This is a genomic window from Thermostichus sp. OS-CIW-33, assembly GCF_054059615.1.
In genome coordinates this window covers 1-22,987 of sequence record NZ_JBSSCH010000013.1, presented here as the reverse complement: position 1 = coordinate 22,987, position 22,987 = coordinate 1, and the positions used below count along the sequence as shown (strand labels likewise).

Genomic DNA, 22,987 nt, shown 5'->3' with positions numbered 1-22,987 from the left:
GCCTGACCCCACCACCTGTCCCTAGCCAGCTGTCGAACCGGCTTCAGCCATCAGGCAGCTACCGTGTAGACGCTTTCCCCATGCCCAAAAGGAAAGGGATCCCTGACCTTTGCACAACCCAGCTTTCGCAGTTCTCAAGGTCGCTACTTTTTCATCAAGCAGTAGCAGCTACAGCCTTTTCCAGCAACGCTCACCCCCGCCTAGGCAAGGGCACCTCCTGAGTGCTAGTCGTCGATATCGACAATGTCACCGGTAGTGGCATCGATCTTGACTTCAATATCGTTGGTAAATTTCACTTCCCAAACTAGGCGTCTATCTTCGCGCTCCAACTCAACTTCTTTGATCACAGCATTGGGAACAGCAGATCGAGCGATCCGAATGGCTTCCTCAATGGGGATAGGCGGAGCAGAAGATTGGGCAAAAGCAGCCCTCCGGCTCCCACCCGTCGACAGCATCGGGCTAGCGGGGGACAAAATGCCAAGCAAAAGTAAGGCAGCAATCGAAAGTTTTGCAGGCTTTATTTACAGCTGCTTGAGCAACCACCTCCTTACCCTACCACCCTGAGACCAAAGAAGCCTTGCCACAAGGAGCATTGCTGCCTTCACAAGGAGTTCACCCCCTTTGCGTCATAGGGTGTAGCTGCTCGGCCCCTCTTCAGCTACGAACTGTTTGCTTCTCCAATCCAACCCTCTCGGAAACTGACTGGCTAAACAACGCTGCTGCGGGGGAGGAATACCTCTACACCTATCCCGCGTGCTGCTACTACAGGCAGGGAAGTCATGCTGACGTTGGAGCTCCCGGCACTGCACGAATCGGTGATAATATTCCTACCTCTCATTCCTACCCCGGTGGGTGCCGACCATGCCAGATTTTCTGCCCTACGCCTACTTTCAGGGCCAGATTGTCCCCTTTGCTGAGGCGAAGATCTCCATTGCCACCCATGCTCTGCACTACGGGACAGCGGCGTTCGGCGGCCTACGCGGGATCCCTGATCCGCAAAACCCGGATCAAGTTCTGGTGTTCCGTCTGGATCGCCATTGCCGACGACTGAGTCAAAGCGCCCGCCTGCTCTGTTTTGATCTCCCTGCTGAACGGATTGAGCAGGTGATCGTCGAGCTGATCCGAAAAAACCGTCCCTCCACGTCTTTCTACATCCGCCCCTTGGTGTACACCTCCGACCTAGGCATCTCGCCGCGGCTGCACAACATTGAGAAAGACTTTTTCGTGTACGGCTTGGAACTGGGGGACTACCTCTCGCCAGAGGGAGTCAGTTGCCGCATCAGCTCTTGGGCCCGGCAAGAGGATCGCAGCCTACCATTGCGGGGCAAGATCACCGGCGCCTACATCACTTCCTCTTTGGCCAAAACCGAGGCGGCGCAGGCTGGCTATGACGAGGCCATTTTGATGAACTCCCAGGGCAAAGTGAGCGAAGCCTCGGGCATGAACATCTTCATCGTGCGCAATGGCGTGCTGATTACCCCCAGCTTCGACCAAGACATCCTGGAAGGGATCACCCGCGACAGTGTCCTCACTCTGGCCCGCGACCTGGGGATCCCTACCCAAGAGCGGCCCGTTGACAAATCGGAGCTGTTCATCGCCGACGAGGCCTTTTTAACCGGCACTGCTGCCAAGATCACCCCCATTCGCCAGATCGAGCAGTACGTCCTGCCCCCCTCCCGCCCCATCACCGAGCAGTTGCGGCAGAAGCTGACGGCAATTACCGAAAATCGGGATCCCGTCTATGCCCATTGGGTGAAGGTGATCCCTCTGAAAGAAAGCTAGTCCCTAGTCGAGGGGAGAAGCGTCATTATTAAACTGAGCACTCTAGATGGGTAGAGGGGGATCCCTTGCACGAAATTTCCATCACCTGGGCCGACTACCACCGCAAAATCGAGGAGTTGGCCGTCAAAGTCTACGAAAGCGGGTGGGAATTTAACCAAATCGTCTGTATTGCCAAGGGGGGGCTGCGCATCGGCGATACCTTGGCCCGTCTTTTCGACCTGCCCCTGGCTATTCTCTCAGCCTCTTCCTACTCGGGGCCCGGTAACCGCCAGCGGGGGCAACTGACCTTCTCGCGGGATCTAGCCATGACCACCGCCAACCTGGGCAGCCACGTGTTGCTGGTGGACGATTTGGCAGACTCCGGCATGACCCTGAAACGGTCTGTCCATTGGCTCAAGCACCACTATGGCTTCTACATCGAGGAGATCCGCACCGGCGTACTGTGGTACAAGGCCGCCTCCGTCTATCAACCCGACTACTATGTGGACTATTTGCCGGATAACCCTTGGATCCACCAGCCCTTTGAGCCCTACGAGCAGATGACGCCCCAGCAGCTGATGCAGTTGCTACGCTCTTCCGGTTAGTTGAATTTGCTCAAATTGGCTTGCTCGCGGCGCCTGCAGTGTCTAACGTCAGTTGGACTTCTTGGCATGAGCTGTCTACTTACGATTGCCCACCCCCACTGCAAGCTCTGTTCCCCAGAAAAGTTGAATGACTTGCTCGTACAACAGAAACCACCCAGCCCTGGAAAGCTCCTTGCTCAACACAAGCAAAAGAGCAAAATTCGGATCCAACTTTCTAAACCGATATCATGTCTGCAACTTTTTCCAGATCTGAAGGATGAATCGCAATAATGTTTAGAGCAGAAACTGGGTATTGCTGAGGTCTGACCCTAGTTAGCTTATTCAGGAAACGATTGTACGTATAAAACTCATAGCCTAAAGGCTCCAGTATTTTAGCTGTAGCAGTTCCGGTAACCTTGGAGACATGTCTGTTCTCGAAAATAATGATAGGGTGGCCGGCGGCAAGTAATTCTAGCCCACCGGAGACAACCTGCTCTTCTGCACCTTCTGCATCAATCTTGATGAGATCAATCTGGGGTTCACCTCTCGAGCGCCAGACAGAGTTCAGAGTAATGAGATTTACAACCTTTCCATCATTCGATACTTGTTCCGGCCTTTGCTTTGAATCGCCGATAGAGTTGAATACACTAGCTCTTTCTTCTTGTAACTGAACAGTGCCTTCATGATCCCCAGCGGCAGCTTCGATAAGGAAGACAACATCTTCTAAGGAGCTGGCACTTATTGTCTTTCGCATACACTGAAGACAAGAAGCCGTGGGCTCAATTGCGATTACACTACCTGTAGGGCCTACCCGATGTGCAGCAAGGAAAGTGTATACCCCAACATTTGCCCCTACGTCGATTACATTCATCCCTGGTCTTAAAAAGTGCTTGCAGAAGCTAATCTCATCCTCAAACCATTCTCCTTGAGCAAGTAAGACGCGGGTGACGATACTTGAAAACGAAGGTTCGAGGAATAACTTGCAATTTTCGTAGTCAAAGTAAAGATCGGGCTGCGCAGGGGAAGAAGCTGTTTTCACTTGAGGTACAACCTCCCACATTGCAATTTGCTTGACCAGACTTGCTTGTTGATGGGTTGGGTCAAGGCCAAGTATGTGGTTGACTGGTATTAGCCCTTCTATCTTTTTCTGCGAGAGAAGCTCAATCGCTACCGCCAGAGCTGCTTGTCTATCATCTGGGTTTATCGAATAAGCTAGGTTCCAAAATCGCATGGCTTCTGGGCTGTACACGACCCCAACGTGAGCAGCCATCCACTTGGCTAGATAGTATAGGTAACTGTATTTTGTATAAGCACCCGGATCCGCAGAACCTTCGCTTTCAACCCAGATAGGAACATCTGTCAACTGAGAAGGTTGCATACTTTGTGCTTCCGTGCATAGAAATTCTAGGAGAGCGTAGGCATCTTCAAAAGCGCGAGAGCGATCGCCCAATACCAATAGGGCATGGATTCGGTTTAGCCAACACGGAACATGATAGGGATCCCTTGCCAAGCCCCTTCGCCACAAAGACAGCGCTTCTTCCCAAGCGGATTGGTGCGTTGAAACCGAAGCATCAGCACTTAGGGATCGAATGAGCTGGATCCCAGCTTGATTCCATTCATCTGGAGTTGAGTACAAGTCGTTGGGGTGAAACGTATAAGTTTCGTGGGATTTACCTTCGAGAATGTGGAAGAAAGCAGCTTCCATGCTACGAGCGTGTTCTCTTGGATCCCAAATTACTGACCAACGACGGGAATCCCTGATATTCCTCTTGATCTGGTTAATCCACTTTGGATCATTGCCCAGTTGGATCCCACGTTGGATAAACTCTTCTACTGACCAAGTGATACAATCTTCAAGACCGATATTTTTTAGCAGACTGTAGCTCATTCGGCCGTAGTAATGGCGACCTACTAAGGTAAGAACTGGCACACCCATGTAGAGAGCTTCCATAGTGTGGGTTGCACCTGTGTAGGGAAAGGTATCGAGAACAAGATCCACCAAAGCTAGTTGGCCCCGGTGCTCTTCCACGCTGCTTGCTTGAGCTAGAAAACGGACGCGATCCAAAACATCCAATTCCTTAGCTCTTTCCTGGTAACGCCTGATAACTGTGGCAATTTCCCCTGAGCCTTTGACAATTAGGATACCGTTAGGTACGGCTTTTAGAATCTGCAGGTGAGCATCAATGCATTCAGGGGTGCGCTTGTAGGCACTGGCCGCAGTTAGAAGAACAATACCTTGCGGATCGATTCTCAGCTTAGCTCTGAAATCTATCTTATCAGCGGGCAGGACGTCCAGATAGTCCACAGCACAGTAGCTAGGCAAGCGGATAATTTTTTCATGGTAATCGGCCTGTGCATCTTCAGGAAGGATATAGGGATCGGCGAAAAAGTAATCAAATTCTGGCAAACCGACAGCATCTCCGCCAAGCCAACCAATTTGGATAGGAGCGGCCCGCAAAGCTGCTACGATGCTGGCATCGTGACTGGTAAGGGAGTCCATAAAAACCATGATATCGATGCGATCCTCACGTGCTTGAGCAGCTACTTGAGGCGGATTGGTTTCTCCTGGAAAAAAGCGAAAATGGAGATTTTCGTGAGAGCGAAACTTTTGATACATATTGTCATGACTGGCCATATCTTCATTTTTCCACCCCTGGTAGTAGTAGTAGACAACGTCCAGAAGATCGCGAGATAGGTTCCTGAGAGTAGCCTCACTGAGAAAGCCAACCGAATGTCGCTGAAAGCAGTTACCCAGAAAGCCTACCCTCAGCTTTCGCTTAGTTCTGCCAGATCCGCAGTAGTCTTGCTGATTCTTCTGCCAATATTCCGACCAAAGAAAGTCTCGCTGAGAAGCCATTAAGCTTAGGCAGTCGTTAAAGATTCTACCACCAATTTGTTGGTAATGACGAATCAGAGAGCGATCGTCAGTTAGATAACTCCAACAAAAGCAAACTCGAAATATAATGGATTTGGAAATTGTTAAGCTCTCAAGTAGATTTTCGTCATCAATTTTTAAGGACTCTAAGTTAGTTTCCCTTGACAAAATCAAGTCTATAATTTTTTGAATAACAAGGTTTATCCGTTCTGGCTGGGCAGCATGGATCAACTTTTCCAGCGATTCTGATAGAAGGGATAGACGAAGAGTAAAGTTCTCTTGCACCTGTGAGCTCTCGGCCGCCGTGATGAGAGCTTCTCCTAAAATGGAATAGCCATTACTGGTAGAGTTCTGGAAGAAGGCGCGGGCTGCCCTCTGAAAAAAGTCACCGATTAAGTCCTCTATTGTCCACAAACCTTCATAGCGCTTCGCCTGCTCGGGATCCGCAGCATGAGCCAGTTGGGCCAGTAAAGCGGCAAATCCGGATTGTTGACTCTCCAGCAGATGAGCTTGTAAGGCTGTGGCCAACTCAAAAAACAAATCCAAGTAGCCGTCATCCCAGAGTTGGGTGAGTAACTGGGTCAGGAGCGGCTCTTGGGTGATGTCCAAGGTCTCATCGTCTTCCAAACTGGCCAAGTGCTCGAGTAAAGCCTGCCCGTAAAAGCCTACGGCCAGCTCGTCCTGAGCTTGCAGAGCCCGCATCAGCAAAACTTGAGTATTGTCCCGCCGGCTTGGATCCAGCTCAAAGGCCATCTCCCGCAGCTTCAGACAAATCTGGAGAGGCTGCAGTGGATCCTGCGTGGGGCTATTTTCTAGACGGCCTGCGAGGGATAGCAACAAATCCAAGACTTTCTCCTGAGACAGGATCCCTGCCCTCACCAGAGGCGTGTAAAGCTGGTAAGCAAGGCTCAGCTGGCCAGCAGCCAAGGCCTGCTCCAGCGCCGATAGGGTAATTGCCTCTGGCTCAGAGGGGAAGGCTGGCTCATTGGCCAATGAAGATGGGGAGAGATCAAAGAAACCCCACAGGAACTCCTGCCAATCCTTTGCGTCTTGCTCTCGGTAAAAAGCCACCAACCACTCCGCAAAGGTATCGGGAGACTGCTGAAACAGTTGCTTGGCTTCCAGGATCCGGGCTTGCAGCGTAGGGTTCATAGGTTGAAGGAAGAGTGCTAGTCTTAATCTGCCATGCTGAGGCCGGCTCAGCTAAACCACTGACCTGTGTCAGGCTCATCTGGCAAAAATCCGCAATTGCGCCAGGGAGCAGGCTGTTATGAATCGCCCTTGAGCGGGGTAAGTTAGCACTAGCAGGTGAGCTGCACAGTTAACTCTCTAGTTTGCTAAAGGATCTGGTACTCATGAGCGCAAAGTCTCGTCAGTCTCTGTTGCGGGCCAAACTGGCTCAGCAAATTCTCTCCAAAGCCAAGGGCTTCACCCTGATTGAGCTGTTGGTGGTGATTGTAATTGTGGGTGTGCTGTCTGCAGTGGCAATCCCGCAGTTCTTAAACCAGGTGCGCCGCTCCCGCACTGCTGAAGCCCAAGCCGCTCTCACTGCAGTGGGCCGCGGTGCTGAAACCTATCGCTTGGATTTCACCAAGTACCCTGCCGGCTATTCCGTGATTGCATTTGGCTGTCCCACAACTTACTGCGGCGCCAAGCAGGATAAGTTCATGAACGATCCATGGAGTGCCCCCAACTATGAGACACCAGTGGCTACTAACATTTCAAACGTGTCTCCTCAAGGGATGCGTTGGGATACTACTGCCAAGGCTGGGAGCACTCAGTATGTTAATTCCTCGGGTAACCCCATCCAGTGCACCATTGGCCTGGGATCCCAAGAGACAGTTGTGGCCACTCTCTCCACCTTTGTAGGCAAGAGCTGCAACGTGTTCGACTAATTTCTCTTTCCAGCCCTGGTATTCTATGGCTCCCAAAGGGGAGCCTTTTTCACATCTATAGACTAAACCAGTGGGTTAGATAAGGATGCCAGCAACTGTGAAGGATAGTGAATGCGGGTGAGGATCCCCTTTCCTATAAGGTTTTGGTTGATTCCAAAATTGTCGTAAAGTACAAACTTTCGATAAATGGCTACCAGCTCGTCTGTATTTCCTGAGCAGCAGGCATCTCTTGAGAGCAGATGAAAGGGAACCCGTATGGGATTTGACTTTGAGCGCCACCAATAGTCAGGAAAGTTTCCCAGTTGAGCGTATTTTTTGTAGTAGTTCTGAAATCCGCAGTTTAGGTAGTGCAAAATAGAGGGAGACGATGTTACTAGGGCATGATCTTCTGGAATATCAAAGCTATGTACGCTGTTAGGCAGAAGAGAGGGATAGATCCGAGCCGCTGACTTTCCATTCTGATAAGCCAAAAAGTATTGACTCTTACTAGAGATCTTCTGAAACTGGGTATAGAATCCGGGATCCAAAATAGCAGGGTTTCTCTTAAATAAAGTGACCTCGCGGAAGTAGTCTTCGATCTCAAACGCTTCGGGAGCTGCTTCGTGGTTTAGAAACGTAACCTGGAATATATCGTCGCTTACTTGATCAAACCAATCCAAAGCCATCATCTGGCCAGGATAAAAAAGCTCATCTCCATCAATATGAAGAATCCAGTCCATGCCCTGATCCAGGGCAAGTTGTATAGCAGTTTCTACGTTAAGGATCTGACGAGCCATGACCTCATAGCCAACATGAGGGCCATATTTTGGGTAGAGAACATTCCCCAATGCTTGTTGGACTTGCAAAGCTTCATCGTTGGGAATAGCCGTTACATCGGAAAACTGAAGTGCCGCCTGAATAGCGGGATCCTCTGGATCGTCAAAGAAGATATAAATATGGGCAATTCCAAGGGCAAGGTGATAGCGAATGAACGACTCCAAGCACACGCCTGGATCCCGAACGGTGGTCACAATACAAACTCTGGCCATAGTGGAGCTGCAAGCCTTTAGGTGAATTGCTTGGCTCCTAGCCAAGTATTGATAGTGAAGCGGCTATCGGCAAAGGCTTGGCTAGGGCTAAATACCGGCAGGATTTCATGTAGGCAACTGCTGGAGAAGAAGACGATGCTGTTATTTGTAGGAGTTACCTCATCGTATGCCCCGTGCAGGATTGGTGGATGAGGTTTTTGCCTTTGGGTATCGTAGATGCGCAGCTCACCTCCTCGATAAGGCTTTGGCTCTTTGTGGAAGTAATATACGCAGCTCACCTGGCGGAAGGCAGTTTGTGGGTAGGAGTTATCGGTGTGGGCGGTAAAGAAGCAGCCATCATGGCTGGCAATCATCTCCATCTCAAAGATTTGAATGTCAAAGTTCTCAATGCCTAGCTCAGCAAAAATCTGGGGAGCAACAGCCGCAATTTTTTCTCGCAGCAGGGATCCATGCTCCTGAAAGTAAGCGAAGTCCAGCCTCAGGGAGCGGCGAAATTTTAGTGACTCTGCCTCGGTGTTGCTCTTGCTGTAGCTCTTGGAAGGGATAAACTTGTCTTGGTGGGTAATGGCATGTTGGAGAATGGCTTGGTTGAGCTCTTGAGGCAGGAAGTTATCCAGCTTGATGTATTTACAGGGGTAAAACCGGTTGGGTTCTGAGGGATCCGGCTGGGTAAAAGTCAGGAATACCGGGTTAGCTGCCAGCAGTGATCCAGGGCCAATTGCTTGGATGTGAGCGAGATCCTGCTCGGTTAACCCTTTGTGCTGGGGATCCCAAGTGAGGAGATGGATCCCTTGGCCTAGATTGGGCAAAACCTTCTGCAGATGAAAACTGGGATCTATCCCCATCAAATCTAGGTTGGCTTGGGCTATGGCTCCGTAGCGGCAATGGTTGACCAAGTATAGGGCTGAGTCGGCCAAGTAATCCCGCAGTAGCAAAGACTGAAGCAGACAGGTACGGTAGTCCGTGAGTTCAGTCCAGAAACAAACGCCAATCTGGGTCTCTGGGAAACATTGACCGAGATCTGCCAAAAGGGCAGGAATGGGGCCTTCTAGGAGTAGAACCCGTTCTTCTAATCCCAACTGAGAAATTTGGGTTTGGATATCTTCTGTGCTGATTGACTTTTCGGATGAGCTCTGTAGGGGATTCCGTAGAATCACTGCTAACTTTTCAGGATAGCGAAGCATTGCCTGCAAAACAGCTGCGGACTCTTCCCAGCCAATCTGGCAGAAGATTTGCTGGCTAGGAAGGCAGGCTAAAGCCCAATCTAAGAGCTGGGTGAGACTCTGAGCTTGCTCCAGTTCTAGGAGAAGATCCTGAGCAAGGTCTTGGCAATCCATGGGGAGGGATCCCTGACGTCTGCTCTAGCTTAATGTACCCGGATCCACCCCCAGTTCTCACAACTTTTAGGCCAGGCGCTCAGCCCTTTGCTGCTCCAGTTCAGCCTTGGCAGGCATCAGTTCCCCAGCGGCAGTGGCCCACAGAATCCAGGTGGCCTCCTACCCTCCCACTTCGCTGGGTACAGCCTCAAAACCTCGCTCGGCATGGGTGGTGGAGATGAGCAAGTCCATCTGGCACGTGTGCCGCCAGCTTTCCATGGGTATGCCATTGTCGTAGGAGAGCTCGTCTTGGGTAGGGGCCATCCAGGCAGGTAAACTGGATTCGGCTCTTGCAGACAGGGATCCATGGGGTTGCTTATAACCTATGCTCGGCTTATCGTTTTCCAGGGCAACAGAGATCCCTTGTTGTTGTGTCCAATCCTAGTAGCCTGTAGGAGCTAGAAGAACCTGCCGCTCAACTTGGGGAGTCGAGAAATGCAAGACATCAAGGCCAATGCTCCGCGAATTCTCCTCAATTGGCCAACTCCGCCAGACTATATCCCGCCCCCGCAGCTTTCAGATCGGCAGGTCAGTCTTTGCCCCAAGAGGAAAGCCAAGGGCTTTGGACTAAACTTTGTCAATCTCTCTAAGGAATTGGTGGAGTGCCCAGAGGGAGACTATGACCTCTATGACTTTGTGCAGCAGTCTGAGCAAATTACAAATAAGGAGTTTGACCTAGTTATTGTTTGGACTTCCAGCTTCGACTACAGCAATCCTCTTAATACCAAAAAGTTTGGCTGTCCAACTGTTTTACTGGCTGGAGACACCCACCACTGGGAGTTTCCCATCAACCATCTCTTGGCCTACTGGGCTACTGAAGGCTTTGATTACGTCGCTACTGCCTATAACTTCCAGCATTTGCACTGGTTTGCCGCAGCAGGCGCTGAGAATCTTGCCTGGTTGCCTCTTATCTCCATGCGCACTGTTACCCACGATTGGGTGGAAGATAGAGAAAATCAAGTGGTCTTTATCGGCCAACAGGGATCCCGCCATCCCAGGCGTTGCCGGCTGGTTCAAGCCATAAAGAATGCAGATTTGCCCATCCTCATCAAAACAGCCAACCGCCAAGAGGCAGCCAAATGGTTTGCCCATTCTCTGATTTCCTTTAACTGCAGCCAAAATGGGGATCTGAACTTAAGGAACTTGGAAGTGATTTCCGCGGGGGGCTTTCTGCTTACTGACCAGCTCTCCTTCGCCTCAGGATTGGACGAACTTTTGGCGCCCGGCACCTACTGCGACACCTACAACTCCGAAGCCCAACTCCTGGAGAAAATCCGCTACTACCTAGACCATCCCCAGGAGGCCATTCAAATTGCCCGCCGCGCTTATCACACTTTCGACCAACATTGGCATCCCCGCCACCGCATTCAGAACCTGCTGGACTGGGTGTTTGGGGGAGAGCTGCCGGAGCCCTTTCGTTACTCGCCCCGCTCTGATGTGCGCTACTTTGTCAGCACGGCCAGCTCTGCCTGGATAGACACACGACTAGGAATCTACGAGCTCATTCAAGAGCTGCATCGAGTGCAAGAGCGGCTGCAGGTGCTGGTTAGCCAAGGTTGTCCGGAAGTGATAGCAGCAGACTTGCTGGACCTGCCGCGGCTGGAGCTGTATGTGGAAGAGGGGTTTGGGGATCCCTGTGGTCTGCTGCAGCAGAAGGGAGTGCCCGAGCGAGTTCATGAGGTGAGGGGGGAGCCGAGCAGTTGGCCCAGCTTTGATGCGGTGGTGTGCACGGTGGGAGACTTGCAGCGGCTGGGGCGGCCTTTGAGAACCAGCTTTGCTTTCATCCTGGGAGAAGACACCCAGCTCCTCTTTGCCAATGCGGGAAACATAACAGAAACTTTTCTCATTGACTTAATCCAAAAGGGCAGCTCTGCTCCGTCAGCTTGGTTGCGGGGGTACGAAGGCCTTGAGTATGAAGGGACAGTAGCCAGCCTGAGCCGCATCTATCAGCCTGCGGCTTCCATTCTTCCTGATGTCAAGGTTGTCGTGGATGTGAGGGCCGGGGTAGGTGTGGCCAGCGCTTGTTTCAGGACTTTTCACCCTGAGGCGGCCATTCATTGTTTCGAAACGAACCCTTTGGCCTTGCACCTACTGCAGCAGAATGCTTTGACTTTGGAGAACTGCTTTGTGCATCCGGTGGGACTGGCGGGGCAGGATAGCTGCAGAACCCGTCGCCTCTGGCCGGAAGATCCTCAGGCCGAGTGGGGAGTGGAGCAGCTGCTCTCTTTCCGGGAAGCCAGGGCAGCCCTCAAGGAGTTGGGTTTGGAGCCCATCGATGTGCTCAGGGTAGCTACGGGTGGGGATGAGGTGGAGGTATTGGCTAACCTGCAGCCGCAGCTTAGGGACATCAAGGTGATTTACGTGGAGTTTACTTCTGAGCAAGACCGCAAGCAGATTGACCAGATGTTGGATCCCTCTCATCTCCTCTGGCAGGGGGAGATTTCTCAAGGTAACTACGGCTGTCTCTGTTACCTGAGCAGAGCTTACGTTTAGGTAAAGTAGCTGAACAAAGTAAAAAAATGAGCCACGGAGCGGAACAAATACGACTCTCTCTCAGATCTAAGCTTCCTCTTTAGGTCTACCTGCATGTTATCTTGCCTGTAAAGTCATCTTATCCCCAACTGAACTGACTATAACTGGAAAAAACTATACTGGGCAGACAAGTCAGGAGAATTTCTAGCCATCTTGTAGTAGATGTCAGACTGGATACTTACAAACAAACTTCTAGCCGGGATCCAAGCCCAGCAAGCAGGAGATTTGCGACAAGCAGAAGCCATTTACTCCGAAATCTTGGCGGATTTTCCTGAGCAAGCCGACGCTTTGCACCTGCTGGGAACGGTGGCCCAGACCAAGGGGGATTTGGAATGGGCAGCTGCGCTAATTGCCGAGGCTATTGAGTTAAATCCTTGCGTAGCTCTTTATCATCACAACTTAGGCGTGGTCTACGAGTCTTCGGGCCAATGGGAGAAAGCCTTATCCTGCTACCAGCAGAGCTTAAACCTCAATCCCGATGCCACTCTTTCCGCCTTTCAAGCTGGCAAGATCCTCGTTAACTTACGTCGCTGCGAAGAGGCGATCCCCCTGCTCAATTCCCTGTTGGTAAACTCGGATCGAGCAGCAGGGATCCCTTTGGAAGAGGTGCATCTGAATCTGGCCATCGCCTACCGAGATCAAGGAGAACACGCTGTTGCCTTGGATCACCTAGAGAAAGCATTGGCTTTGGATCCCCAGTTAGAACAGGCTCGTTGGTTTTATCATCTCTACTTGCCGGCAGTCTATCAGAGTGAGGAAGAGCTCAACTCCTTTCGTGCTCGCTTTGTTGAGCACCTGGATCGTCTTATTGAGGAAACTCCCCTAGAAACAGAGGAGCAACGTCGCACAGCGCTGTGGGCATCAGGACTGGGAACCAATCACTACCTACAGTACCAAGGCTACAACGACCTGGATTTACAGAAAAAATATGCCCAGTTTGTTCAACGTATAGTCAACGCTTGCTATTCCCAGTGGAGATATCTTCCTCACCAATCCCAGCCAGAGGATCCCATCCGAGTTGGGTTTGCCTCAGCTTCCATGCGAGCTTGCTCTTACAGCCGCTTATCTCTGGGTTGGGTTAAGTACCTAAATGCCAATTGGATTGATGGACAGGCTAACTTTGAGCGGAAGTTTCAAGTTTTCGCTTATCACTTGGATCCCAGAACCGATTTCATGACAGACCGGTATCGTCAATATGCCGATGTGTTTCGACACATTCCCACCGGACTTGAGGATGCAGCCCGACAAATCCTGCAGGATCAGCTAGATATTTTGGTGTATTTGGAGATTGGTCTTTCACCTCTTATTCTGCAACTGGCTTCCCTGCGACTGGCACCGATACAGTGCTCCACTTGGGCTCATCCTGTAACTTCTGGGCTTTCTACGATTGACTATTTCCTCTCCAGCGATTTAATGGAGCCAGAGGATGCTCAAGAACATTATAGTGAAACCCTGATTCGTTTACCTCATTTGGGCACTTGCTTCGAAAAGCCGGTTTTGCCTCAGCAAAAGCGCTATCGTGAGGATTTCGGCCTGCGCAGAAACGCAGTGGTTTACCTAGCTTGTCAATACTTGGGTAAATATCTGCCCCAATATGACTATCTTTTTGCCGCTATTGCTCAGCGAGTGCCCAACGCTCAATTTGTTTTTTTGGCTCTACCCAATGCTGCTATTGCCCGACAATTTCGGGAACGGCTCACCCGGGCTTTTTCTTTGTATGGCCTCAATGTAGAAGACCACTGCCTGATCCTGCCCGGATTGGATTATCAAGACTACTTGGATCTCAACCACTGTGCCGATCTTATGTTAGATTCCTATGGCTGGTCAGGTGGGATCACCACCTTAGAGGCCGTTGCGGTCGGATTGCCTGTGATCACTTGCCCTGGAAAGCTGATGCGGGGGCGGCATACCTATGCCATTCTCAAAAGAATGGAGCTGGACAGCTTAATTGCCTCGGATCTGAAAAGCTACGAGGATTTGGCCGTAAAACTGGGATCCGATCCTGAGTTTCGCTACCACATGGCTGAGGAGGTTCGGCAGCGATGCCACCTACTCTTCGAAGATCGAGAATGTGTGGCAGCCCTAGCTCATTTCTTTCTCACCCTCACCAAGAAGCCCGACGCTGGTCATGATTAGCCCACCGCGAAAAAGGGTTTTGCTCTGGATCCCTTCCTGAGGACAAAATTGGCTCAACGGCCCCACTACGCCCTTGAAGCTCCCTTCTCGAGGTCAACAGCGGAACAGCCCCCCAGGCCGGTGCAAGCCTAAACGTGGGAAAATCCTGTCAGTGATCTGCATTTTGCTGAGAATTGCTCAGAGCATCGTAATCTAGAGGAACATTGACATCCGGTGTCCGGAGGAGTGCTTATGCCAGGGCTAGCATCGAATGCTTCTAGAGCTCCGCAGGGATCCCTGCAGAGGGTTTTCTTGGGCCTTTTGGCCTCAGCTGCGGTTTTGGCAGGCTGTGGAGGAGGTGGAGGGAGCACACTACCGCCTCTGGTGAATGTCTGTGAACAAGCCTTCAGCCCAGACTTTTTCGCTTCGATTGGCCTCCGCCGACAGGGGGATAGGCGCAGTGGAACCTTGGGGCCGAATAGCCTTTTGGAGTTTTATTTTGATGAGAGGGGCAATATTCAAAATGCCCGGGAATTCCCACCCCCTCCCGGCACGTTTACCTTCTATTCAGATGCGTTTCTTTACTTTCCCTCTGCAGCCAACGTTACCGGGGTTACAATCCGGCTGACCAGCCCGGTTTTCGACCCGCTATTGGTCATCGGCAGCTTTGACAGCAACCGGAGATTGGATCCTGACGTTTTTGTAAATGATGATGCTGCCCCTGGCAACTTTACCACCTCTCAGCTAACCATCCCCGTGCGGCAAGACCGCTGCTACTTGCTCCAGGTGCAAAGCTACTGGGCGCAAAATGCCTCTCCAGCCGCTGGGCCGGGCAGCCCTGGGCGAGGCCCTTACACCATCGAAGTTGTGAGCGAAAGCTTTGCTGCTCCTCCTCCACCGCCTCAACGGCAACAGAAACCGGACGATAGGGAAGACGGCGGCGGCGGTGATCGGGGAGGAGGCGTAGGTATTTAGCTCTGCCGTGTGAGCCTAATGGCGAAGCTGGCGCTACCACAGGTAGCCGTTCCTCGAATCGAGCGGCCGTCAGCGCTGACAGTGCCGCTCCAAGTGATGGTTGGGGTGCCACTACCCGCTGCCTTACCGCTGACAGAAAGTTGGTTGCCGATGAGCTGGCCACTGCGTTCGGAAAAGCTGAGAGAGGAAACGCTGATCTGGTTACCGTCTTGACGAATGGAGACGGTTTCCTGGACGCCAGCCGCAACATTGACCTTGCACAGGGATCCCTGCCAGATAAAAGATCCTCCCTCGTAAAGCCACTCGCCGCTGAGGGCCAGCTCTGCCGCAGGTGTTGGCGTTGCTGGGGCAGGTGTGGCGGTGGGAGTAGGAGGTGGAGGCGGGGTGGGGGTAGGAGTACGAGGGACAAGCGGGGTGAATCGAGGGATAGGGGTAAGCGTCGGTGTCGGAGTGGGTGTTGGTGCTGGAGTCGGGGTGGGTGTCGGTCTCGGAGTGGGTGTTGGTGCTGGAGTCGGGGTGGGCGTCGGTCTCGGAGTGGGTGTTGGTGCTGGAGTCGGGGTGGGCGTCGGTGTCGGAGTGGGTGTTGGCGCTGGAGTCGGGGTGGGCGTCGGCGTCGGCGTCGGGGTGGGCGTTGGCACCGGAGTGGGTGTTGGTGCTGGAGTCGGGGTGGGTGTCGGCGCTGGAGTTACCTCAGGGGTAGGCGTGGGGGTTGCTTCGGGCGTAGGGGTAGGCGTAGAACCGGGAGTTGGGATCCCTAGGATTGGTTTTACGGGTATAGGCTCTATGCGTATGGGCTCTACCTTGGGTTCGGGAGTTGGGGTGCGATCCGGCTGTTCCCGGCTATCGCGAACCGCTGGACGTGGCCACAGCAAAAAGGCGGCCAGCAAAGCCATGACGCCTAGGGATCCCCCGGCCAAGACCCACTTCAGACTGCTGCCGGAAGGCTGTAGAACCGTTTGGGGGGCAGCTTGCCGCAGAGGGCGAGTGCGGGGAGTATCGGTTCGTGCCGGCGTGGCAGGGCGAGCGACGGGGGGATCCTGAACGGTCGGGAGAGCGTTGCTGGCTGGGATCACTGTGGAGGGCGTTTTGGGAGTTTCATCCTCACTTTGGGGGGAGGGATCCGGTGTTTCCGGCGAAGCTTCTGCTGAGGAGGGTTCCCGCTCGGTGATGTAATAGGGGATCCCTGCACCTGGGGAGGGGGGAGAGACCGGCTCATCTTCGATGAGATCCAGATCCTCATCGCGGATATCTTCAAAGGCTCCAGAAGCTGATCCTGTATTGCGGGTGGTTTGGATTGGTGGCTTGGGGTCAGAAGAGGGTGGAGCATCCTGTTGAGGCTTGGCACTGCCGGTGGGCAGGATCACAGTGCTGGCTTGGCCACTAGAGAGTTGGGTGGTTGCCGTCAGGTCATAGGCTTGCAGCAGTCGTTCCCCCAGCTCCCGCATCGTTTGCGGTCGTTCGTCTGGGTTTTTTTTCAGGCAATCCATCACCACGGCTGCCAAGGGGGGTGGGATCGGCTGGGGGGCTGCCTTCAGGTTGATCTCGATTGGGCTTTCGTAGCAATGGGCGTGGATCCAGCTGTGCAAAGAGTCAGTTTCCAATTGAAAGGGCATGGATCCCGTCAGCATCTCGTAGAGCACTACCCCAAAGGAGTAGATATCCGAGCGGGCATCCAAGGCTTTGCCCCGTATCTGTTCGGGAGAGGCGTAGCGAGCTGTGCCGATAAATCCTCCCCCTTTTTGGGTGCCCAGGCTGAGGGTGTGATCCGCCAGGGTTTTGGCCACGCCAAAGTCGAGGATTTTCAGTTGGGGGATAAGCTTGCCATTTTGAAAAACTTGCTCGATGAAGAGGTTGCTGGGTTTGATGTCGCGATGGATAACGCCTCGAATCTCGCGACCCTCTACCTTGGCCTGAAACGTGTGGGCAAAGTGCAGCCCCTCACAGGCCTGCAAGGCTAGTCGAACGGCTTGTCGAACCGGCAAAGCCCCTTTTTCTCGGATCAGCTTGCCCAGATCCTGCCCCTTGAGGTACTCCATCACCAAGTAGGCCTGCTCCCCCTCTTGGCCGTGATCCAAAACCTTGACGATGCGAGGATGCTGCCCCAGAAGGGTGCTAACGCGGATCTCTTCGGCAAAGCGACGGCGCAAGTCTGTCTGGAAGTCGCCCCGGCTCAGCAGCATGGGGGCATATAAGATCTTGACAGCTACCTCTTGGCCGTTGTTGTGTAAGTCTAAGGCGCGGAAGACGGATCCCATACCACCGCTACCAATTTCTTGAATCAGCTGGTAGCGGTTGCCCAAAATGCGGTTGGTGAGATCTGCGGTCATGGGTTTGCAGCTTGGAGAAGAGGAATTGCAGGGGGAATGTCCATACCATAAACCGAATTGCTGAGGTCTGCACCAGCCTACGCCGGTGGCTGAACTCAGGGATCCGGATTGGGGCCATCGGTTGGAAATGGCGGGGTTTTCGGTTGATTCTTCAAGGTGACTTCTCAGATTTACTTAACTGTTACTTAAAAGTTGTAGAAGAAAGCTCTGGCGGGGGCAGTGACGCTCAAGGGAGAGTTGCGGTGATCGGTTTCACCGTCCAAGAGAACATTTTCTGGTTAACTTTGGGGGGATAGTCTGGATTATCCTGAGCAATCCCCAGCCTGAAGAAGGGGACAATCGACAGGGATCCCTTGATGAGGTTGACCATGGACTTGGGCTTGGTGGTGATTGCCTACAAAGAGGGGGATCGGGAGAGCAAAGCCGCCTGCCAGAGGTGTGCGGAGCAGTTGCGCCGGCGCGGTGTTACGGTGTTGACAGCTCCCACTGGCTTGCACCACAACCCCTACCCAGTCTTTTTGGAGGCCACCTCGGATCCCATCGATCTGGCAGTGGTGCTGGGGGGAGATGGCTCGGTGTTGGCGGCGGCACGATACCTAGCCTCCTATGGGATCCCGATTTTGCCAATCAAAGTGGGGGGTAGGCTGGGGTTTTTGGCCCAGTCGGAGCGGGTGCTGCAACAGGATCCCTGGGATCGCATTCAGGCAGGGGATTTTTTCTTGCAAGCCCGCATGATGTTGCAAGCCCAGATTTGGGAACAGCCGCAGTTGGGGCAAGGGGATCCCTTGGCCGCCCGTGGAGAGGGAAAACCCCAGGGCCGCCCGGTTAGCGAAGTCTACTATGCCCTCAATGAGATCTGCCTGAAGCCGATCAACCGAGAACGGCTGCCCGCCGCGATCATGGAGATCGAGGTCAACGGAGAGATTTTGGATCAGTACCACGGGGATGGCGTGCTGGTGGCCACACCGACGGGATCCACCTCTTACACTCTGGCAGCCAATGGCCCCATCCTCGAGCCCACCCTCGACGCCATCATCATCACCCCTATTTGTCCCCTGAGTTTGTCTAGCCGTCCTATTGTCATCAGCGGCACAGCCAGGGTGGACATTTGGCCTCTTGCCGATCCCGAAGGGTTGACCCGCCTGTGGACAGATGGCGTGTTGGCTCAGTCGGTGAATCCCGGCCAGTGGGTTCACATTCAGCAAGCTCCTACACCGGCCAAGCTGATGATCCTGGAAAAAGAGCTCTCCTACTTTCGCACTCTGCGGGAAAAATTGCAGTGGGCGGGCAGCCGCATCTACATCCCCACCACCAACCACCGCCCCGAGGGGGGATAAGGAGAGCTTAAAGTTGGGCAGCTAGAGTGGCAAAGTTCGCTCCCATAAGCATATTTCCCATGAGCCTGAGACTTTACCTCCTTAGACACGGAGAAACTCCCTACAGCCGTTCCGGCAGCTTTTGCGGCGCTCTCGATCCCGACCTCACCCCCGAAGGCAAACAAATGGCAGAAGCCTTTGCCGCAGCCTATGCTGAGATCCCTTGGCAAGCTCTCTACGTCAGCCCAATGCGGCGCGCCTTGGCTACCCTAAGCCCCCTGGCCGAGAAAGTTGGCTTGGAGATGCAGATTCGAGAGGGCCTAAGGGAAATTCACTACGGCGAGTGGGAGGGCAAAACCCACGCTGAGGCGCAAGAAGCCTACCCAGAAGCCTATTGGCGCTGGATGACCGAGCCGGCCTGGAACGCCCCTCCGGGGGGCGAAACCGCCGTGCAAATTGCCAATCGGGCCATGCCGGTTGTGGCCGAGATCCAGGAAAAATGGACAGGCGGCCACGTCTTGATCGTCTCCCACAAGGCCACCATTCGGGTTATTCTCTGCAGCTTGCTGGGCATCGACCTGGGTCGCTACCGGGATCGCATTGAGGTTTTGGCCGCCTCGGTCAGCGTGGTCAAGTTCGACCGCTATGGCCCCCTTCTGGAAATCTTAGGGGAACGCAGTTATCTGCCTTCCGATCTGCGGGAAAGGGCAGGTACCTAATTGTTAGAGGGAGCAAGGTTTAGGATTCTTGAGGTCTTTTGGGTCTCTTTTTGAGGGAGCAATCATGGGCAAAAAACTGGGATTAGCACTGGGCAGCGGCGGAGCGAGGGGATGGGCTCATATTGGTGTGATTCGAGCTCTAGAGCGGGCTGGGATCTCCGTTGACTACATTGCTGGGACGAGCATTGGCGCTTTTGTGGGAGCCATTTATGCAGCAGGAGAACTGGATGAGCTGGAAGACTTTGTGCGAGATCTCAACTGGAAGATGATTTTGTCTTTGTTTGATGTGGTCTTTCCCACCTGTGGCCTGCTGGATGGCAACAAAATTTATGAGCTGCTGACAGAACATTTGCAAGAGCTGTGTATTGAAGAGGCCGGGATCCCCTTTTGCTGTGTGGCTACCGACTTGATCACAGGCCAGGAGGTGCTGTTGCGTTCGGGTAAAATGGCAGATGCCGTGCGGGCCAGCATCTCTATCCCAGGAATTTTCACTCCCTTTCACCACGAAGGGCGCTATCTCGGAGATGGAGGCATTGTCAATCCGGTGCCGGTGCGAGTGGTGCGGGAGATGGGGGCCGATGTTGTCATCGCGGTCAATCTCAACCATGTGGATCCCGCGGATGTGGAGTCGCAACTGGAAGAAACAGAGGTGGAAGAAACCCTTCAACGGCGACAGCGCTTGAATGCTGAAGGAGAAGTGATCGAAGAAGAAACCAACTTCATCACCCGCATTCGCAAACGCTATCAATCCCTACAACAAGGGATCCAAGAAAAAATTAGCCAATGGTTTCCAGATGAGCCCTCTGGTCCCAATATTTTCGACGTTATTGGCAAGACGTTGAACGTGATGGAGCAAATCGTTACCCGCAGTGTTTTAGCCGAACATCCGCCGGATTTGCTCTTACAACCCAAGCTGAGCCAGTATGGGATCTTCGATTTTCATCAAGCAGATCCGATTATTCAGGAGGGCTATCGACAAATGCGGCGGGCCATTCCAGAATTGCGACAAAAGTTGGAGCAGTGAACCACCACTTCTTCAGCAGTTTAACCTAAAGCTTTGCAAGGATCTGCGCCCAAGCTTTCCAAACAATCTCAGATGGATCCTGCTATCAAAATGGGCCTGAAGCTCACTCAATTGGGATAAATTGCAACAGCGATCCCGTGTGGATGAGATGGGCCGGGGCAGATTTTCCATCCTGGCCAGGATGGGCCAGCAGCACACAGCGATCTTGAGGGGTGAGGTCAAACTTGACAGAGAGATCAGGTTCTCTTTTTAGCTGAGAGTTGAGTTGGGGATCCCCGACAAAAGTAAGTCGTGCCAACACGGTCAGCAGGTGATCTTGATGGGCCAGGTCTGACCCAAAAGGAGTCCGCTCTTGTAACGTAACAAGTGCTACCGGGTAACCTTCTCGCATCAAGTAGAAGAGGATCCCGGCACAGCGCTCTACAGCTCGCTCCAACTTGTCTCGATGGATCTCGGGCCTCTCTTTCTGGGGCTGCCAGCGGTTTTCAAAACAGAGGGTGATGGCCTGGGCTTGTGGACGCTCCAACTCCCGCACGATCAGTTGATCCCGTTTGGCCGAGATCTTCCAGTGGACAGAACGCACATCGTCGTGGGGTCGGTAGGGCCGTAAGCTCAGGTAGTCTCCCTCTCGACCAGGCTGGGGGCGCAATTGGTTGCCGCTGCTGAGCTGATCCCACAGCGCCAATCCTTGAACCGGGGCGAGCCGCGGAAACACGATCACCGTTTGGGGATCCCTAATTGCCACCGCCTTGCGGAAGAGTTCAAATGGGAAGCTGGTGGCAACTTCAAAACCCTGCAACTGCCAGGCTCCCCGCCTTGAAAAAGTATGCTGGTAAAAAGTGTCCACCTTGGCATCGGGATCCACCCGCAAAACATAGCTGGAAGGCCAATCTTCCCGCCTCAGCCCCTCAATGCGTTCGCTCACCTGCAACGAGAAGCTGGGCAGGCGCCGTTTGCGATTGACCAGCGTGAGACCCACCAAGACAGGCTGGCCGGCGAAAATGCGGCTAGGCAACTGCCGGCTGACCTCCAGATCTTTGAGGGTGAGATCAGAGAGGGTACCACTGATGAGAATAAGGCTGAGCAGCATCCCCAGCAACAAGTACAGGGGATTGTTGCCGGTGTTGAAAGCAGCAATACTGACCAACAGGGCGATCCCGACAAACCGCCCCCCAATACGGGTAAAGCGGAAGCGGCGCAGAAAACGAACCTGGCGCCCTGATTTCTGCTCTGAGGAGAAGATCCCCAGGCTTCCCGTCCGTTGAAGCAGTAATGGAACTAGTTTTCGGCTTAGTTTCCACAACACCGCAGTCCCCTCATCACTCCTTCATCCCCGGCCCCTCTCCAAAGGAGAAAGAGGTCTGGAATCTACAAGCTGCTTCAGTGTAATTTGAAATCACCATAACCAGTGCTACGGGCAGGTTTTTTCTGAGAGGATTTCAGCAATGGCCGCAGCCACCCGTTTTTGTTGACAGGTGGTCAACTCAGGAAAACACGGCAAAGACAACACCTGAGCCGCACATAGCTCGGCATTGGGCAGATCCCCCCGCCTGTAGCCCAGCCGCCGGTACACCGGCTGCAGCGGCAACGGCAGAGGATAGTAAACCCGACTGCCAATGCCCCGCTCCTTCAGACCCTGCTGCAAATAGTCCCGCCGCCGCCCATCCGTCGCCTCAGAACCCACCACCCGCACCGTGTACTGGTGCCACACCGAGTTCCCCCCCACCCCCACCTGGGGCAACATCAAGCCCGGGATCCCTTGCAGCAAGCGGTGGTAACACTCCGCAATCCCCTGCCGCCGCCAGTTCCACTCCCGCAGATAAGGCAACTTCACCGAGAGAATCACCGCCTGCAGCGCATCCAAACGACTGTTGAGACCCAGATACTCGTGGTGGTACGGACGGGTCTGCCCATGCTCCCTGAGAGCCCGCACCCGCTTGGCCAGTTGCCCATCCCGCGTCACCACCGCCCCCCCATCCCCAGCCGCACCCAGATTCTTGCTGGGAAAAAAGCTGAAACAGCCCACCTCCCCCCAAGTGCCCACCGGCCTGCCCCCCCAGCAGGCCCCCACCGCCTGGGCACAATCTTCCACCACCGCCAAGCCGTGCCGCCGGGCAATAGCCAGAATCTGGGTCATGTTGGCCGCCTGCCCAAACAAATGCACCACCACCACCGCCTTGGTGCGGGGGGAGATGCTCCTTTCCAGCAGCTGCGGATCCAGGTTAAAGGTGCACGGATCCACATCCACAAACACCGGACGCGCCCCCACCCGGCTGATGGCGGCAGCCGAGGCAAAAAAACTGAAGGCGCTGGTGAGCACCTCATCCCCCGCCTGGATGCCCAAAGCCTGCAAAGCCAGCACCAGGGCATCGGTGCCGGAATTGCAGCCGACGGCCTCCAGGGGGCCACCCCCCAAAAACTGGGCAAACTGCTCCTCAAAGCGCTGCACCGCCGCCCCGC

At 53.6% G+C, this 22,987-nt stretch carries 17 protein-coding genes; 9 read left to right on the top strand and 8 right to left on the bottom strand.

What is annotated here, in order from left to right; translation table 11 throughout:
- Window positions 1–224: 224 nt before the first annotated feature.
- Window positions 225–455, bottom strand: a complete 231-nt coding sequence (locus ACVWZG_RS10170) for a PepSY domain-containing protein (RefSeq protein WP_457406934.1) — start codon at window positions 453–455, stop codon at window positions 225–227.
- Between the two features lie 406 nt (window positions 456–861).
- Between ACVWZG_RS10170 and ACVWZG_RS10165 the strand changes: the two genes are divergently transcribed.
- A complete protein-coding gene (locus ACVWZG_RS10165) occupies window positions 862–1,782 on the top strand; it encodes a branched-chain amino acid transaminase (protein WP_457406932.1) in 921 nt (306 codons plus the stop codon).
- Window positions 1,783–1,847: 65 nt separating this feature from the next.
- Entirely contained in the window at window positions 1,848–2,366 is a 519-nt protein-coding gene (locus ACVWZG_RS10160) for a phosphoribosyltransferase (RefSeq protein ID WP_414329088.1), read from the top strand.
- A 214-nt stretch (window positions 2,367–2,580) separates the two neighbouring features.
- On the opposite strand, the gene ACVWZG_RS10155 is transcribed toward ACVWZG_RS10160, so the two are convergent.
- Entirely contained in the window at window positions 2,581–6,372 is a 3,792-nt protein-coding gene (locus tag ACVWZG_RS10155; RefSeq protein WP_457406929.1) for an FkbM family methyltransferase, read from the bottom strand.
- Window positions 6,373–6,575: 203 nt separating this feature from the next.
- Here ACVWZG_RS10155 and ACVWZG_RS10150 point away from each other — a divergent pair, with 203 nt between their 5' ends.
- Window positions 6,576–7,115: a type IV pilin protein gene (locus ACVWZG_RS10150; RefSeq protein ID WP_457406926.1), complete on the top strand. Its 540-nt coding sequence runs from the start codon at window positions 6,576–6,578 to the stop codon at window positions 7,113–7,115.
- Window positions 7,116–7,177: 62 nt separating this feature from the next.
- Here ACVWZG_RS10150 and ACVWZG_RS10145 read toward each other — a convergent pair whose 3' ends face one another.
- The 3 genes from ACVWZG_RS10145 to ACVWZG_RS10135 all read right to left on the bottom strand — a co-directional run bounded on the left by ACVWZG_RS10145 (window position 7,178) and on the right by ACVWZG_RS10135 (window position 9,783).
- Window positions 7,178–8,143 carry a glycosyltransferase family 2 protein gene (locus tag ACVWZG_RS10145; RefSeq protein WP_457415362.1) on the bottom strand — a complete coding sequence of 322 codons (966 nt, stop codon included), beginning with the start codon at window positions 8,141–8,143 and terminating at the stop codon, window positions 7,178–7,180.
- 17 nt (window positions 8,144–8,160) lie between these two features.
- Window positions 8,161–9,060: a 2OG-Fe(II) oxygenase gene (locus ACVWZG_RS10140; RefSeq protein WP_011432127.1), complete on the bottom strand. Its 900-nt coding sequence runs from the start codon at window positions 9,058–9,060 to the stop codon at window positions 8,161–8,163.
- A 579-nt stretch (window positions 9,061–9,639) separates the two neighbouring features.
- Window positions 9,640–9,783 (bottom strand): hypothetical protein, encoded by a 144-nt coding sequence (locus ACVWZG_RS10135; RefSeq protein ID WP_011432125.1) that lies wholly within the window; start codon window positions 9,781–9,783, stop codon window positions 9,640–9,642.
- A gap of 171 nt (window positions 9,784–9,954) precedes the next feature.
- Between ACVWZG_RS10135 and ACVWZG_RS10130 the strand changes: the two genes are divergently transcribed.
- The 3 genes from ACVWZG_RS10130 to ACVWZG_RS10120 all read left to right on the top strand — a co-directional run bounded on the left by ACVWZG_RS10130 (window position 9,955) and on the right by ACVWZG_RS10120 (window position 15,141).
- Complete coding sequence (locus tag ACVWZG_RS10130) at window positions 9,955–12,012, top strand: glycosyltransferase family protein (protein WP_457406923.1); 2,058 nt, start codon at window positions 9,955–9,957, stop codon at window positions 12,010–12,012.
- A 201-nt stretch (window positions 12,013–12,213) separates the two neighbouring features.
- Complete coding sequence (locus tag ACVWZG_RS10125) at window positions 12,214–14,187, top strand: O-linked N-acetylglucosamine transferase, SPINDLY family protein (RefSeq protein ID WP_457406920.1); 1,974 nt, start codon at window positions 12,214–12,216, stop codon at window positions 14,185–14,187.
- A 231-nt stretch (window positions 14,188–14,418) separates the two neighbouring features.
- The gene (locus tag ACVWZG_RS10120) at window positions 14,419–15,141 is read left to right on the top strand and encodes a hypothetical protein (RefSeq protein WP_457406918.1); all 723 of its coding nucleotides are present in this window, start codon (window positions 14,419–14,421) and stop codon (window positions 15,139–15,141) included.
- Here the strand turns inward: ACVWZG_RS10120 and ACVWZG_RS10115 are convergent.
- Window positions 15,138–17,468, bottom strand: coding sequence for a serine/threonine protein kinase (locus ACVWZG_RS10115; RefSeq protein ID WP_457406915.1), 2,331 nt, complete (start codon window positions 17,466–17,468; stop codon window positions 15,138–15,140). The two genes, ACVWZG_RS10120 and ACVWZG_RS10115, sit on opposite strands and share 4 nt — an antisense overlap.
- 368 nt (window positions 17,469–17,836) lie before the next feature.
- On the opposite strand from ACVWZG_RS10115, the gene ACVWZG_RS10110 reads away from it, so the two are divergent.
- The 3 genes from ACVWZG_RS10110 to ACVWZG_RS10100 all read left to right on the top strand — a co-directional run bounded on the left by ACVWZG_RS10110 (window position 17,837) and on the right by ACVWZG_RS10100 (window position 20,527).
- On the top strand, window positions 17,837–18,805 hold the full coding sequence (locus ACVWZG_RS10110) for an NAD(+) kinase (protein WP_414344732.1): 969 nt from the start codon (window positions 17,837–17,839) through the stop codon (window positions 18,803–18,805).
- 59 nt (window positions 18,806–18,864) lie between these two features.
- Complete coding sequence (locus ACVWZG_RS10105) at window positions 18,865–19,503, top strand: histidine phosphatase family protein (RefSeq protein ID WP_457406913.1); 639 nt, start codon at window positions 18,865–18,867, stop codon at window positions 19,501–19,503.
- A 64-nt stretch (window positions 19,504–19,567) separates the two neighbouring features.
- Window positions 19,568–20,527, top strand: a complete 960-nt coding sequence (locus tag ACVWZG_RS10100; protein WP_457406911.1) for a patatin-like phospholipase family protein — start codon at window positions 19,568–19,570, stop codon at window positions 20,525–20,527.
- Between the two features lie 103 nt (window positions 20,528–20,630).
- Here ACVWZG_RS10100 and ACVWZG_RS10095 read toward each other — a convergent pair whose 3' ends face one another.
- On the bottom strand, window positions 20,631–21,833 hold the full coding sequence (locus tag ACVWZG_RS10095; RefSeq protein WP_457406908.1) for a DUF58 domain-containing protein: 1,203 nt from the start codon (window positions 21,831–21,833) through the stop codon (window positions 20,631–20,633).
- A 105-nt stretch (window positions 21,834–21,938) separates the two neighbouring features.
- The coding region (locus tag ACVWZG_RS10090) for a DegT/DnrJ/EryC1/StrS family aminotransferase (protein WP_457406907.1) at window positions 21,939–22,987 on the bottom strand (1,049 nt) is incomplete at its 5' end.